General features: G+C 55.9%; 13 protein-coding genes and 1 pseudogene. 6 read left to right on the top strand and 8 right to left on the bottom strand.

Annotated elements, in window-relative coordinates; genetic code table 11:
• Positions 1 to 105: 105 nt before the first annotated feature.
• Positions 106 to 1764, top strand: a complete 1659-nt coding sequence (locus tag ACWVX6_RS05990) for a glutamine--tRNA ligase/YqeY domain fusion protein (protein WP_118361592.1) — start codon at positions 106 to 108, stop codon at positions 1762 to 1764.
• Between the two features lie 201 nt (positions 1765 to 1965).
• Here ACWVX6_RS05990 and ACWVX6_RS05995 read toward each other — a convergent pair whose 3' ends face one another.
• From ACWVX6_RS05995 to ACWVX6_RS06005, 3 genes are all read right to left on the bottom strand, one after another.
• Entirely contained in the window at positions 1966 to 2625 is a 660-nt protein-coding gene (locus ACWVX6_RS05995) for a hypothetical protein (RefSeq protein ID WP_455152631.1), read from the bottom strand.
• A gap of 17 nt (positions 2626 to 2642) precedes the next feature.
• Positions 2643 to 3323, bottom strand: a complete 681-nt coding sequence (locus ACWVX6_RS06000; protein WP_455152632.1) for a hypothetical protein — start codon at positions 3321 to 3323, stop codon at positions 2643 to 2645.
• A 100-nt stretch (positions 3324 to 3423) separates the two neighbouring features.
• On the bottom strand, positions 3424 to 4665 hold the full coding sequence (locus tag ACWVX6_RS06005; RefSeq protein ID WP_110437089.1) for a 6-phosphofructokinase: 1242 nt from the start codon (positions 4663 to 4665) through the stop codon (positions 3424 to 3426).
• 260 nt (positions 4666 to 4925) lie between these two features.
• On the opposite strand from ACWVX6_RS06005, the gene fba reads away from it, so the two are divergent.
• The 4 genes and pseudogenes from fba to nrdG all read left to right on the top strand — a co-directional run bounded on the left by fba (position 4926) and on the right by nrdG (position 9368).
• Entirely contained in the window at positions 4926 to 5894 is a 969-nt protein-coding gene (gene fba / locus ACWVX6_RS06010; RefSeq protein WP_455152633.1) for a class II fructose-1,6-bisphosphate aldolase, read from the top strand.
• 415 nt (positions 5895 to 6309) lie between these two features.
• Positions 6310 to 8643 (top strand): anaerobic ribonucleoside triphosphate reductase, encoded by a 2334-nt coding sequence (locus ACWVX6_RS06015; protein WP_118647141.1) that lies wholly within the window; start codon positions 6310 to 6312, stop codon positions 8641 to 8643.
• A gap of 75 nt (positions 8644 to 8718) precedes the next feature.
• A pseudogene (gene nrdD, locus ACWVX6_RS06020) lies at positions 8719 to 8859 on the top strand (anaerobic ribonucleoside-triphosphate reductase); the annotation flags it as partial.
• Positions 8859 to 9368, top strand: a complete 510-nt coding sequence (gene nrdG / locus ACWVX6_RS06025; protein WP_117487896.1) for an anaerobic ribonucleoside-triphosphate reductase activating protein — start codon at positions 8859 to 8861, stop codon at positions 9366 to 9368. The pseudogene nrdD and the gene nrdG, both read left to right, overlap by 1 nt.
• Positions 9369 to 9563: 195 nt before the next feature.
• On the opposite strand, the gene ACWVX6_RS06030 is transcribed toward nrdG, so the two are convergent.
• From ACWVX6_RS06030 to tsaE, 5 genes are all read right to left on the bottom strand, one after another.
• The gene (locus ACWVX6_RS06030) at positions 9564 to 10148 is read right to left on the bottom strand and encodes a GNAT family N-acetyltransferase (protein ID WP_455152634.1); all 585 of its coding nucleotides are present in this window, start codon (positions 10146 to 10148) and stop codon (positions 9564 to 9566) included.
• 71 nt (positions 10149 to 10219) lie between these two features.
• Positions 10220 to 10585: a hypothetical protein gene (locus ACWVX6_RS06035; RefSeq protein ID WP_110437084.1), complete on the bottom strand. Its 366-nt coding sequence runs from the start codon at positions 10583 to 10585 to the stop codon at positions 10220 to 10222.
• A gap of 75 nt (positions 10586 to 10660) precedes the next feature.
• On the bottom strand, positions 10661 to 11290 hold the full coding sequence (gene upp, locus ACWVX6_RS06040) for a uracil phosphoribosyltransferase (protein ID WP_110437083.1): 630 nt from the start codon (positions 11288 to 11290) through the stop codon (positions 10661 to 10663).
• Positions 11291 to 11523: 233 nt separating this feature from the next.
• Positions 11524 to 12225: a tRNA (adenosine(37)-N6)-threonylcarbamoyltransferase complex dimerization subunit type 1 TsaB gene (tsaB, locus tag ACWVX6_RS06045; RefSeq protein ID WP_455152635.1), complete on the bottom strand. Its 702-nt coding sequence runs from the start codon at positions 12223 to 12225 to the stop codon at positions 11524 to 11526.
• Positions 12222 to 12647 carry a tRNA (adenosine(37)-N6)-threonylcarbamoyltransferase complex ATPase subunit type 1 TsaE gene (gene tsaE / locus ACWVX6_RS06050; protein WP_455152636.1) on the bottom strand — a complete coding sequence of 142 codons (426 nt, stop codon included), beginning with the start codon at positions 12645 to 12647 and terminating at the stop codon, positions 12222 to 12224. Before tsaE ends, tsaB begins: the two co-directional genes overlap by 4 nt.
• A gap of 181 nt (positions 12648 to 12828) precedes the next feature.
• Between tsaE and ACWVX6_RS06055 the strand changes: the two genes are divergently transcribed.
• The gene (locus ACWVX6_RS06055) at positions 12829 to 13668 is read left to right on the top strand and encodes an undecaprenyl-diphosphate phosphatase (protein ID WP_110437080.1); all 840 of its coding nucleotides are present in this window, start codon (positions 12829 to 12831) and stop codon (positions 13666 to 13668) included.
• Positions 13669 to 13844: the final 176 nt, after the last annotated feature.

Here is a 13844-nt window from a genome sequence, read left to right on the forward strand (position 1 = left end):
AGGAGCTGCCGCGCCGGAAGCAAAGGCGATGGTGCAGCAGCTCCCCTATAATTACTGATTGCTAACTACTAATTACTAATTCGATAAAAGGGGAATATCACTATGATGGAAAACGTAAATAACTTTCTGACCGAAATTATTGATGAGGACATTGCGAACGGTCTTTCCGAGCGCATTCACACCCGCTTTCCGCCGGAGCCGAACGGTTATCTGCACATCGGCTCGGCCAAGGCGATCTTTATCAACTGGTCTATCGCGAAAAAATACAACGGTCTGTTCAATCTGCGCTATGACGACACCAACCCGGTCAAGGAGGATACCGAGTATGTAGACTCCATCTGGGAGGACATCAAGTGGCTGACCGGCGAGGAGCCGAGCGGCGGTGTGTATTACGGCTCGGACTACTTCGAGACCTGCTTTAACTGCGCGGTACAGCTGATCAAGGACGGCAAGGCGTATGTTGACGATCTGACGCAGGAGGAAATGCGCCAGTACCGCGGCTCTCTGACCGAGCCGGGCAAGCCGAGCCCGTACCGCGACCGTTCGGTTGAGGAAAACCTGCAGCTGTTCCAGGACATGCGCGACGGCAAGTTTGCCGACGGCTCCAAGACGCTGCGTGCCAAGATCGACATGGCAAGTCCGAACATGAACCTGCGCGACCCGGCGATTTACCGTATCGTGCGTGCACATCATCACCGTCAGGGCGATAAGTGGTGCATTTATCCGCTGTACGACTTTGCACACCCGATTCAGGACGCACTTGAGGGCATCACGCACTCCATGTGCTCGATTGAGTTCGAGAACCACCGTCCGCTGTACGAGTGGGTGGTTGACAACTGCCCGCTGCCGCATCATCCGAAGCAGCGCGAGTTTGCCCGCCTGAACGTAACGCACACCGTTATGTCCAAGCGTTATCTGCGTCAGCTGGTATTTGAAAAGCACGTTGAGGGCTGGGACGACCCGCGTATGCCTACGCTGTGTGCGCTGCGCCGCCGCGGCTACACGCCGAGCGCCATCCTCGATTTTGTACAGCGCGCCGGCATCGCAAAGGCCAACTCGCTGGTTGACATCAAGCTGCTCGAGCACTGCATCCGCGAGGAGCTGAACGAGACCGCGCTGCGCCGCATGGCAGTCACCGAGCCGGTCAAGCTGGTTATCACCAACTATCCGGAGGGTCAGTGCGAGGAGTTCGAAGTGCCGAACAATCCGCGCAATGAGGAAGCAGGCAGCCGCAAGGTTCCGTTCACCCGTGAGCTGTATATCGAAAAGAGCGATTTCGCGGAGGTTCCGCCTCCGAAGTTCCAGCGTCTCAAGCCGGACGGCGAGGTTCGTCTGATGGGCGCGTATATCGTCAAGTGCAACGAGATCGTCAAGGATGACAACGGCGAGATCGTGGAGATCCGCTGCACGGCTGACCTCGAGACCCGCAACGGCATGCCGGTAGACGGCCGCAAGGTCAAGGGCACCATTCACTGGGTATCTGCCGAGCACGCCATCGACGCAGACCTGTATCTGTACGACAACCTGTTCACCCTCGAAAATGTCAATGACGTACCGGAAGGCACGGATTATCTGGATTATCTCAATCCGGATTCGCTCAAGAAGCTGACCGGCTGCAAGCTCGAGCCGTCGCTGGCTGATGCCAAGGAAGGCGAGCGCTTCCAGTTTGTCCGCATGGGCTATTACTGCAAGGACCGCGAGAGCGGCCGCTTCAACCGCATTGTTACCCTGAAGGACAGCTTTGCGAAAACGCTGAAAAAGTAAGCATGGATAAGAAAAGCTCTCTGAACTTTGTTCAGAGAGCTTTTTTCGTTAGCATTTGTTTATCGCTTTACCGTAGGGCGGGATGACCTCATCCCGCCGTGTAAACCATCTGCACGTTGTTATATTCGGCGGGGTGAGGTCACCCCGCCCTACAATTACATTGGTGTTGGAATGAAACGTGAAAATAAAATGATAATAATGCTATAAAACTGTGCTTTCCATTTCCGCATCCTGCGCCAGAACCTTGACGAAGAACTCGAGCCGCCGGAGTGCGTTCTCGATAACCGCCTTATCGGTATCCGGCGTGCCGAACACGGGATGGAACACATGGCGGCTGTCCGGATGGATACAGGTTCGGTCGTCCGCACCGGCGATCATGCTGAAAATGATACCCGAGTTATCCCGTCCGCAGATGTCCTTCGGGTAGGTATGCGTGCTTGCGGCGCGCATACCCAGGAACGGCAGCTTTTCGCTCGGCGTGAAGATGGTCAGCGGGCCGTCCATGCGGTCAATGTCATGCGTGCCGGACAGCACGAACGTTGTCAGCTCCAGCAGGAAGGGAACACCCATCACCGGGTCCTCCTCCGGGAACGGACGTCCCTTGAACATCACGGATTCGAACTGCTGCATGACCGGATAGGTCTTTTTGAACCTCTTGAAAAACCGGAAGTACGGATTTTCACCGAAAACAGCCGTGCGGTCGTAGTCGGCATACTTTTCGCGCAGGGCATCCAGTTCGGCGTGAACAAGGTCGTAAAATTTCGTTATATCCCATGCAGAACGGTCGGGATAGGTGACTTCGAGGATGCCGAGCGGAATATTGCGCTCGGCAAAGGTCGGGTCCTTGATGATTTCAAACATAGGAACACCTCGATTTGTTAAGCGGGTTCGTAGGAACTGTGATAATCGTCAGCGGCTTCGCCGGTCAGCACATCGTAGTAGTACCACTGCGATTTATCCGCGCTGGTGAAGAAATACACGCCGAGGGGGTGCTCTGCGGTATCGCTGGTCAGCCGACCGACATATTCGCCGCTTGCACCGCCTGCGGCCTCGCCGGTGCGGATGATTTCGTCAACGGACACCGGATGCAGCACGGCGATCATGCCGAGCTGCGCGATGGCGTAGGACAGGTACAGCAGGAAGATGGTATAGGCGGACTGCCGCAGCGAAGCCTCCTGCAGAGGGTGGTTCATGCACTTGCCGATCAGCAGGCCGATGAAGGACAGCACGATCAGCGCCGCAATCCACCAGAAGCTGATCTCATACAGCGGGTTCATGCCGGACAGCAGGGCAATGAACAGCATCAGCGCCACCAGAAAGACGAGCAGCGCCTGCGCCCAGCGGCTGTGGTCCCTGCCGTCGGGATTATTGGGTCTGCTGTTCATAAAAATGTTGAAGATGAGCGCAACCGGCGCGAACACCCACAGATAGGTGGGGAAGCCGCCGACGGCACCGTCATACACGGTGTTCCAGTGCGTGGCGAGCAGGCAGGTGCCCAGCCAGACGATGACCGAAGATACGAGCAGCAGCAGATTTTTCTTGGATTTAAAAAGATTCATACAGGAAATTCCTCTTAAAAGCAAACGGGCAGAGCCTTGCGGCTCTACCCGTTTTGATTACGCACCGCAAGGCACGCTCTGTTCAGTTAAACCGAAAAGATTAAGCCTCAGCCTTGATCTTCTTCAGGTTAGCGAAGCGCGGCAGACCGGATACCTTCGGGCCAACGTTCTCGCCGTTGATGAGCGGCAGAGCATAGTCAACGAACTCCTGCGTTACGCCGTTGCCTTCCTCGTTGATCCACTCACGCGGAACCTTCTTCTCGGTGTTGGCAACCTCGGACAGCGGGAGCAGCTCGATCTCGCACTTGTAGCCGTTCTCGTCACGGGTGCACTTGAAGCCCGGCATGTAGTCGGTCTTGCCTGCAACTGCGTTCTCAACAGCAGCCTTGCCGGACATATAGGACTCGTCAACGTCGGTCTTGGAAGCGCAGTGAGCAGCGCAGCGCTGCAGCAGGCTCAGTTCGATGCCGCGAACCTTGCAGCCCAGCTCGTTCTTAACGGTGTCAGCCAGCATGGAAGCCAGACCGCCGAGCTGTGCATGGCCGAAGCCGTCGGTAGCAGAGGTCTTAGCCTCGGATACGAAGGAGCCGTCAGCGTAGTGGATACCCTCGGAAACAGCTACCAGGCAGTTGCCCTTCTCGTCGTAGATGCGCTTTACGTCAGCCAGGAACTTCTTCATGTCGAAGTCGGTCTCCGGCAGGTAAACCAGATCCGGACCTGCGCCCATAGCGGTAGCCAGACCGGCAGCACCGGCCAGCCAGCCAGCGTGACGGCCCATGATCTCTACGATGCAGACCATGCCGGTGTCGTATACGCGAGCGTCCTGATAGATCTCCATGCAGGAAGTAGCGATATACTTAGCAGCGGAAGCAAAGCCCGGGCAGTGGTCGGTGCCGAACAGGTCATTGTCGATGGTCTTCGGAATGCCCATTACGCGGCACTCGTAGCCGGACTTCATCATATACTTGGAAACCTTGTTGCAGGTATCCATGGAGTCGTTGCCGCCGTTGTAGAAGAAGTAACGGATGTCGTACTTCTTGAAGATCTCGAGGATGCGCTTGTAATCGGTGTCGTCAACATCCGGATCAGCCAGCTTGTAGCGGCAGGAGCCCAGTGCAGAGGACGGGGTGTAGCGCAGAAGAGCCAGCTCGTCGCGGTCTTCCTTGTCGATATCATACAGGTCGTCGTTCAGCAGGCCCTTGATGCCGTGTGCCATGCCGAATACGCGGGTGATGGACGGATTGTCCAGTGCTGCCTCCAGCGCACCCAGAACAGAAGAGTTGATTACGGAAGTCGGGCCGCCCGACTGACCGATGACGCAAGCGCCTTTCAGTTCACTCATTGATAAAACCTCCTAAGCAAATTAAAACGCAGAGCAGTGCCGTGCATTTTCTTACTCATAAAGAGTACCATATAATATGAAAAAAATCAATGAAAATCCTGCGTTTTCGGCAGGTTTGGCAATTTTGGCAAACCTGCCGCAGGAATTCGACGAAAAAATGACAGGATTTTTTTGATATGGACTTGATTTTAGCATGCTTAACTGATAAAATAAAAGCAGAATTTTTAAGATTCAGTTTTTATCAGAAAGGAAGTATTCCCATGCCTTTAGTTACTACTACTGAGATGTTCAAGAAGGCTTACGACGGCGGCTACGCTGTTGGCGCTTTCAACGTGAACAACATGGAGATCGTTCAGGGTATCACCGAGGCTTGCCAGGAGCAGCACGCTCCGGTAGTCCTGCAGGTATCCAAGGGCGCACGCGCTTACGCAAACCACACCTACCTCGTTAAGATGGTAGAGGCTGCTGTTCTGGAGTGCCCGGACATTCCGATCGCTCTGCACCTGGACCACGGCCCGGACTTCGAGACCTGCAAGGCCTGCATCGACGGCGGTTTCTCCTCCGTTATGATCGACTGCTCCTCCCGTCCGTTCGACGAGAACGTTGAGGAGACCAAGAAGGTTGTAGAGTACGCTCACGCTCACGGCGTTGTTGTCGAGGCTGAGCTCGGCACCCTGGCTGGCGTAGAGGATGACGTTAAGGTTTCCGCTGAGGATTCCTCCTACACCCATCCGGAAGAGGTTGAGGAGTTCGTAACCCGCACCGGCTGTGACTCTCTGGCTATCGCAATCGGCACCTCTCACGGCGCTTACAAGTTCACCCCGGATCAGTGCACCCGCAACGAGCAGGGCATTCTGGTTCCGCCTCCGCTGCGTTTCGACGTACTCGAGGAAGTTTCCAAGCGTCTGCCGGGCTTCCCGATCGTACTGCACGGTTCCTCTTCCGTACCGCGTGAGTTTGTTGACAAGATCAACAAGTTCGGCGGCAAGATGCCGGATGCAATCGGCATTCCGGAGGAAGAGCTGCGTCACGCTGCACAGCTGTCCGTCTGCAAGATCAATATCGACTCCGATATTCGTCTGGCTATCACCGCTTCTATCCGCGAGCACTTCGCTGAGCATCCGGATCACTTCGACCCGCGCCAGTACCTGAAGCCGGCTCGTCAGGCTGTCAAGGACATGGTTACCCACAAGCTGATCAATGTTCTGGGCTGCAACGGCAAGGCATAAGATCATTTTCTGATCGAAACCAAAGAACCTCGGAATCCTGTTCCGGGGTTCTTTTTTCGGCTTGTGATGGGAATAGAACGGATACCATATATAGTGTATCCGCTTTTTTGCGGGAGAAATTACCACGGAGAAAATAAAGGAGAAACTTTGTGGAATTTGTCGCGCTTTTCTGATAAATTTTTCGAGTCAAGAGGAAAAGTTTAGAGAATGCTCCAATAAAAATAGTGCTTTTCTTGCAAATGTGCCAAAAAGAATTTAGCGCCTTGACAGGGCGGTGTTTCGGCGGTAGAATATATAAGCAAGAGATAAGCAGACACAAGATGTTGTGCGATATTGAATGCACCACTACATAATTTAGTAAATAATTAAGAAATCGCCGTTAGGCGGTTTTTGTATGAGAGAGGGATTTTTCTTTATGATTCAGCAGATCGTCAAGCGGGACGGGCGCATGGCTCCCTTTGAGATCGACAAGATCACAAATGCAATTTTCGGCGCAGCACAGGCCTCCGGCGGCCAGGATCACGATATGGCGCAGGAGCTGGCAGAGCAGGTCGAAAAAACGCTAGAGGAGACTGCTGGAACCGAAACTCCCACCGTTGAACAGGTGCAGGACACTGTTGAGAAGGTTCTGATCGAAAGCGGACATGCCCGCACAGCCAAGAAGTACATCCTGTACCGCAACGAGCGCACCCGCGTGCGTGAGATGAACACCCGTCTGATGAAGGTGTACGAGGACCTGACGTTCAAGTCCTCGCTCGAGAACGACGTCAAGCGAGAGAACGCCAACATCGACGGTGATACCGCGATGGGCACCATGCTCAAGTACGGCTCCGAGGGCGCCAAGCAGTTCTATGAGATGTTTATCCTCGATCCGGCGCATGCCAAGGCGCACCGCGAGGGCGATATCCATATCCACGATCTGGATTTTCTGACGCTGACCACCACCTGCTGTCAGATTGACCTGCTGAAGCTGTTCCGCGACGGTTTTTCCACCGGTCACGGCTTCCTGCGCGAGCCGAACGACATCCGTTCGTACTCCGCGCTGGCGTGCATCGCCATCCAGTCCAACCAGAATGACCAGCACGGCGGTCAGAGCGTGCCAAACTTCGATTACTCGATGGCGCCGGGTGTGCGCAAGACCTTCCGCAAGCTGTTCCGCGACAATCTCGCCAAGGCCCTTGAGGTGTTCGGCGAGGACGACAACAACGAGGTCGATGCGCGTGCGCTGACCGAGCGTGTCGAGCAGGAGACTGGCAAGTGGGCTTGTCTGGCAGGCGGCAACGGCTATGATGAAGCGATGGCGAAGGCACTTTCCGAGACGCTCGACGAAAAGACGGTTGCAAAGTGCATGAAGTTTGCTCGCAAGTACGCGGATAAGGAGACCCGCAAGACCACCTATCAGGCGATGGAAGCGCTGGTTCACAACCTAAACACTATGCATTCGCGTGCAGGCGCGCAGATTCCGTTCTCGTCGCTCAACTATGGCACGGACACCTCGCCGGAGGGCCGTCTGGTTATGGAGCAGCTGCTGCTCGCGACCGAAGCCGGTCTGGGCAACGGTGAGACCCCGATTTTCCCGATTCATATTTTCAAGGTCAAGGAGGGCGTCAACTACAACGAGGGCGACCCGAACTACGACCTGTTCAAGCTGGCATGCCGCGTTTCCGCGAAGCGCATGTTCCCGAATTTCTCGTTCCTCGATGCGCCGTTTAACCTGCAGTATTACAAGCCGGGTCATCCGGAGACCGAGGTCGGCTACATGGGCTGCCGCACGCGTGTTATGTCCAATGTGTGCGATCCGACCCGTGAGATTACCTACGGCCGCGGCAACCTGTCGTTCACGTCGGTCAACCTGCCGCGCATCGCAATCCGCAGCCACGGCGATCTGGACTGGTTCTTCGAGGATCTCGACCGCAAGATCGACCTCGTAATCGACCAGCTGCTTGACCGTTTCCGCATCCAGTGCGGCAAGCGCGTGCGCAACTACCCGTTCCTGATGGGCGAGGGCGTATGGCTGGATTCCGAAAAACTGGGTCCGGATGACGAGGTTGGCGAGGTGCTTAAACACGGAACGCTGACGCTCGGCTTCATCGGTCTGGCAGAGTGCCTCAAGGCGCTCATCGGCGTACACCACGGCGAGAGCGACGAGGCGCAGAACCTCGGTCTTGAGATCGTTGGTCACATGCGTCAGCGCATGGATGAGGCGACCGAGAAATATCACCTCAACTTCTCGCTGATCGCTACCCCGGCAGAGGGCCTGTCCGGCCGGTTTGTCAAGATCGATCGTGAGAAATACGGCACGATTCCGGGCGTTACCGACCGCGATTACTACACCAACTCCTTCCACGTGCCGGTTTACTATCCGATTTCGGCATTTGAGAAGATCGCCCGCGAGGCGCCGTATCACGAGCTGACCAACGGCGGTCATATCAGCTACATCGAGCTGGATGGCGACCCGACGCAGAACCTTGAAGCGTTTGAGGCTGTCGTTCGCGCGATGAAGGAAGCTGGCATCGGCTACGGCGCGATCAACCACCCGATCGACCGCGATCCGGTCTGCGGCTACACCGGCATTATCGGTGAAGTATGTCCGCGCTGCGGCCGTCGCGAGGGCGAAGGCGTTCCGCTGTCCAAGCTGCAGAAGCTGGGACTGTATAAAAATTACAACAGCACCACGATCGGCTATCACGGCGATCCTGCCGAAGAAGCCGACCGTCAGCCGAATACATTGAAAATCGTCAAAAAGTGACAGGAAAGGGAGAATGCTATCATGGAAACTAAGAATATTGCTGCACAGGAGCCGATGATTGGTGAAGGTGTAGGCTTTGAACGTATCCGCCGCATTACGGGTTATCTGGTAGGTACGCTCGACCGCTTCAACAACGGCAAGCGCGCGGAGGAGCATGACCGCGTAAAGCACAGCGTTCCGAGCTGCTGCTCCATGCGTCAGGAGCACACCGCCTGATGGAAGGTAAAATTCGCATTGCAGGTACAGTCGGGGAGTCCATTGTGGACGGCCCCGGCTTCCGCTATACGCTGTTTGTGCAGGGCTGTCCGCATGGCTGTCCGGGCTGCCACAATCCGCAGACGCACGACTTTGAGGGCGGGCAGGATATTGAGCTGGACACGCTGCTGAAGGATATGTGCCGCAATCCGTTCATCAAGGGTGTGACGTTCTCGGGTGGCGAGCCGTTTTGTAAGGCGGAGCCGCTGTATTATCTTGCGGTGGAACTGAAGCGCAAGGGCAAGCACCTGATGGCGTACTCGGGTTATACGTTTGAGCAGCTGTTGGAGCTGAGCGATCCGTTTGTGAAAAAGCTGCTTGGGCAGCTGGATTTACTGGTAGACGGGCCGTTTATCATGGCGGAGAAGAACATCGAGCTGCGGTTTCGCGGCAGCGCAAACCAGCGGGTGTTGGATGTACCGAAGTCGCTGGAGGCGAATGAGGCTGTCTGGGCGGAGCAGTATCGGTGAGACTGGTCGCTTGCGAAGCGAGCGGAATCTGCGCTGACGCTGCAGTGTCGGATAGCGTACTGCTGCATATGCGGTTGACTCTTCGCAGGCGAAACACAAGGTGAATTGCCCGAAGGGCAAGAGAAGGTGCCCTGGGGTACGACCTCGATAAACAATGCACACGACACACAATGGCAACAAAAAAAGCACCGAAACTTACGTTTCGGTGCTTTTTTCATCTTCCGACGGTTCATTTTCCACTTCTGCCTTCTCTGCGAGGTGCGGATTCCGGACCACACACCGTACACACAGTGCGGTCTTGCCGAAGGCGGTATGGCTGACCTTTTCGGTCGGCTGCATATGGCAGGCAACGGCGGTATGCAGTCCTGCGAGATCATCCTTCTGCACGAAGGCGCTGACCTCGTCGGCGTGCATGGATTCGAACGCATACAGCAGGCATGCGGCGATGCACTCGCGGCCGACGCCGATGCCGCGCAGCTCATGCCGGACGATGCAGTTCGCGGTCAGCACGCGTTCCGCGCCGACCTGCTCGTAAGTCAGGCCGCACAGAGCCGCGGGAACACCGGTCGGTTTATCAAGTGCGAGCAGCCAGCCGCAGCCCTCGGTCTGATAGCGGCGCAGCGTATCTACCAGCCAGTCCAGCGTCTGCTCGTAGGAGAGTGCGCCGCCGAGCGTCTGCATGGTCTCCTCGCTGCGCAGGAGCGGCGTCAGCAGGTCGAGGTCGTCCGCACTCAGCTCGCGGTAGTCCATGCGGCTGGAGTTTAGTTCGTAAAATTGCATAGGTTCAATTTTCTCCCAACAAAACGGTGCGGCTCGAAAGCCGCACCGCAAAAGTGTCCTTAAAAGTGTCTCTATCTGTTTCGATACCAGAATACAAATTTGCGCACCAGTACGCCCAGCGTTAAGCCGACCAGCGAGGGAACAAGCCCGTAAAACAGGCTTTGCATCTCGGTCGAGCGGAACGTGGCAAGCGGCAGAACAATCGCCCACAGGCCGACGAACACGGGCATCAGACCGTATCGCGGCAGGGCGCGGTATGCCGCCCGGAACGTACACAGCAGCGCCGAAACCGGCAGGATCAGCCAGAAGCCGAGCAGCCAGTAGGCAAATTCATTGCCATACAGCAGACCGGGGATCAGCCCGACCGCCGTCACGACGCCGTAGCAAAGGGCAAGGCTCCAATACGGGGATAAACGCCGGATACCATCAAATGTCATACGGTTCACCCTCCTTTGCAGGGACGGTCGGTGTGAAATTGTACTGCAGATACCGAAAATTCAGCGGTATATTGCTTACTTGGTGCCGAAGATACGGTCGCCGGCGTCACCCAGACCCGGAACGATGTAGCCGTGGTCGTTCAGCTTCTCGTCAATGCCGGCAACGAAGATCTCAACGTCCGGATGCGCCTTCTGAACAGCGGCAACGCCTTCCGGTGCGCCGATGAGGTTCATCAGCTTGATGTGCTTTACGCCGCGGCGCTTGAGGCCGTCGATGGCAGCGATAGCGGAACCGCCGGTAGCCAGCATCGGGTCGAGCAGCAGTACGTCGCGATCCTCGATGTCATTCGGCAGCTTGCAGTAATATTCGATCGGCTGCAGGGTTTCCGGGTTGCGGTACAGACCGATGTGGCCGACCTTGGCTGCCGGAATCATCTCCAGAATGCCCTCAACCATGCCCAGACCTGCACGCAGGATCGGCACGAGCGCAATCTTCTTGCCGGAAATAACCTGTACGCGCGCCTCAGCGACCGGAGTCTCAATGGTGATCTCCTTGAGCGGCAGATCGCGGGTAGCCTCGTAGCACATCAGCATTGCAATCTCAGCAGCAGCCTCGCGGAACTCCTTAACGCCGGTGGTCTTGTCGCGCATCAGCGCCAGCTTGTGCTTGATAAGCGGGTGGTCCATTTCATGTACGGTTGCCATAATAAAAATCTCCTTTATCCTAAAACTTTTTTGCTTCAGGCAATATCGCATAATTGAACAAGAGCGATTTGCGAGTGGGTTTTGCACACTGACAAGGCGCGGTTTTGCAGTAATACTTTGTGTATTACCGTGAAATCGGAACGAAGTCAGGATACAAAATTTCCGCAAAGCGCCGCGGCAGCGCGACCGGAGCCTGCGCAAGAAGCCGCAGCCTAATTGTGCGGTGTTGTCTGCTATTTGGTCTGTGCCAGACGCGCCATGCGCTCACGCTCTGCCTGCGGACGACGCAGATAGAAGGCGTCCAGCTCCTGGGGGGAGCAGGCTTTGCCCTCGCGGAACAGGGGGAGTGCGGCGGCGGCAACACCAAATCCGGTCGCAAACCGCAGCTCGACGGGTGCGAGCCGCAGACCGGTGCAGTTCTCTTTGATAGTATTATAACACAGATCCGCGCCATCTCCAACCAGAAAATACGGCGCTTCTCCGATTTCTTCGGCAAGCTCGGTCAGCTTGATCGCACGGTCATCGCACAGACGGCGTACCCTGCCGTCCTCTACGGTGAAAAGCGCGTTGTAAACCTGACCCGCACGCGCATCCATCACGCAGCACAGGTCGCCGCCGAGGGCACGGGCGCCCCATGCCATTGCCTCGAGCGTGGAGACACCGAGGCACGGCTTGTCTACGCCGAGCGCCAGACCCTTGACTGTAGCCACACCGATGCGCACACCGGTAAACGAGCCGGGGCCGTGCGCGACAGCGATCGCGTCCACGTCAGCGAGCGATACGCCGCAGTTTGCCAGCAGGTTTTCCACCATCGGCAGCAGCGTGCGCGAGTGCGTCAGGCCGCAGTTCTGAAAGGACTGCGCCACCAGTTTTTTGTCCTCGGTGAGCGCGACAGACGCGCTGACCGCCGAGGATTCCAGGGCAAGAATTTTCATACAGTCACTTCTCCAATCGTAATGCGGCGGTCGTTGTCCACATCGCCGTAGGCAATATGGACGGTTTTGTAGGCTTCCGGCAGAACGTCTGCGGCGTTTTCGCTCCATTCGATGAGCACAATGCGGCTGCCGTCGAGATATTCGTCAAAGCCGATCTCGAACAGCGCTTCGCTGTCGAGAATGCGGTACAGGTCGAAGTGCGCGACCTTGACCGTCGGCGTTTCGTATTCGTTTGCAATGGCAAAGGTCGGGCTGGTGACGCGGCCCTCGTAGCCGAGTCCGTGCAGCACGCCGCGCGTGAATGCGGTCTTGCCGGCACCGAGGTCGCCGGAGAACGCAACAACATCGCCTGCCTTGAGGCTTTTTGCGTATTCTGCGCCGAGTGCTTCGGTCTCCTCGGGTGAGTGGGTGATATATTCCATGAAAACACCTTTCTGTCAATCATAACTATACATTTATAATATACCACGGTACACTCGGAATGGCAAGTCAGCCTGCTGCAAAGTATAACTTTTTTATGACATTTCCGCTTGTTTGCTTGCGGGATGGCATAAGTTGTGGTAAGGTATAAAAATAACATAAGAAAATAAGGAGGAAAACCCTGTGATAGAATTGCTCAAAGCATTTCTGTTCGGCATTGTAGAGGGCATCACCGAGTGGCTGCCGATCAGCAGTACCGGACACATGATTCTGCTCAATGAGTTTGTGAAGCTGGACGTGTCGGAAGCGTTTTACAGCATGTTCGAGGTGGTCATTCAGCTCGGTGCGATACTCGCGGTTGTTGTCCTGTTCTGGGGACAGATTTTCCCGTTTGAACGGCGAAAGGGCCGTCACGGCGGCGCATCCATCGTGCTGAATATGGATACCGTCAAGCTGTGGATCAAGATTCTGGTAGCTTGTGTTCCGGCGGCGATCGTCGGTCTCAAGTGGAACGACCTGTTTGAAGAACTGTTCTACAATTACCAGACGGTTTCCATCGCGCTGATTGTATTCGGCGCAGCATTCATTCTGGTGGAGAACGCGCACAAGGGCAAGCCGGCGCGCATCAATGCACTCACGGAACTTACTTACCCGACCGTGTTTATGATCGGTATGTTCCAGCTGATTGCGGCTGTGTTCCCGGGCACCTCGCGCTCCGGCGCGACCATCGTTGGCGCACTGCTGCTCGGCGTGTCGCGTACCGTGGCTGCGGAGTTTACATTCTTTCTGGCCATTCCGGTCATGTTCGGCGCAAGCCTGCTCAAGATTCTCAAGTTCGGCTTTGCGTTTACATCCACCGAGCTGATGATCCTCGGCATCGGTACAATCACCGCGTTCGTGTCCTCGCTGCTCATCATCCGTTTCCTGATGAGCTTTGTCAAGAAGCACGATTTCAAGGTGTTCGGCTGGTATCGTATTATCCTCGGTATCGCCGTGCTGGCGTACTTTATGCTGGCGAAGTGAATAGGAAAAAGAGGTCTGCGGGGCAGACCTCTTTTTGAGGCTGTCGAAAAACTATCGTTTTCCGAGCAGCCTCTCGCTCGAAACCACGCTTTCGAGTGAATACTGAAGAAAAACCGCGCCCTGACGGGCACATTTTTTCTTCCCTTGTATAAAAAGTCAGGTACACGCCCCGACTT

The organism is Butyricicoccus sp. (assembly GCF_977037065.1).

What these genes read in the sequence shown, in the direction of transcription:
- ACWVX6_RS05990 (WP_118361592.1), top strand. Translation starts at nt 106, where the DNA reads ATGGAAAACGTAAATAACTTTCTGACCGAAATTATTGATGAGGACATT.
- ACWVX6_RS05995 (WP_455152631.1), bottom strand. Translation starts at nt 2,625, where the DNA reads ATGTTTGAAATCATCAAGGACCCGACCTTTGCCGAGCGCAATATTCCG.
- ACWVX6_RS06000 (WP_455152632.1), bottom strand. Translation starts at nt 3,323, where the DNA reads ATGAATCTTTTTAAATCCAAGAAAAATCTGCTGCTGCTCGTATCTTCG.
- ACWVX6_RS06005 (WP_110437089.1), bottom strand. Translation starts at nt 4,665, where the DNA reads ATGAGTGAACTGAAAGGCGCTTGCGTCATCGGTCAGTCGGGCGGCCCG.
- fba (WP_455152633.1), top strand. Translation starts at nt 4,926, where the DNA reads ATGCCTTTAGTTACTACTACTGAGATGTTCAAGAAGGCTTACGACGGC.
- ACWVX6_RS06015 (WP_118647141.1), top strand. Translation starts at nt 6,310, where the DNA reads ATGATTCAGCAGATCGTCAAGCGGGACGGGCGCATGGCTCCCTTTGAG.
- nrdG (WP_117487896.1), top strand. Translation starts at nt 8,859, where the DNA reads ATGGAAGGTAAAATTCGCATTGCAGGTACAGTCGGGGAGTCCATTGTG.
- ACWVX6_RS06030 (WP_455152634.1), bottom strand. Translation starts at nt 10,148, where the DNA reads ATGCAATTTTACGAACTAAACTCCAGCCGCATGGACTACCGCGAGCTG.
- ACWVX6_RS06035 (WP_110437084.1), bottom strand. Translation starts at nt 10,585, where the DNA reads ATGACATTTGATGGTATCCGGCGTTTATCCCCGTATTGGAGCCTTGCC.
- upp (WP_110437083.1), bottom strand. Translation starts at nt 11,290, where the DNA reads ATGGCAACCGTACATGAAATGGACCACCCGCTTATCAAGCACAAGCTG.
- tsaB (WP_455152635.1), bottom strand. Translation starts at nt 12,225, where the DNA reads ATGAAAATTCTTGCCCTGGAATCCTCGGCGGTCAGCGCGTCTGTCGCG.
- tsaE (WP_455152636.1), bottom strand. Translation starts at nt 12,647, where the DNA reads ATGGAATATATCACCCACTCACCCGAGGAGACCGAAGCACTCGGCGCA.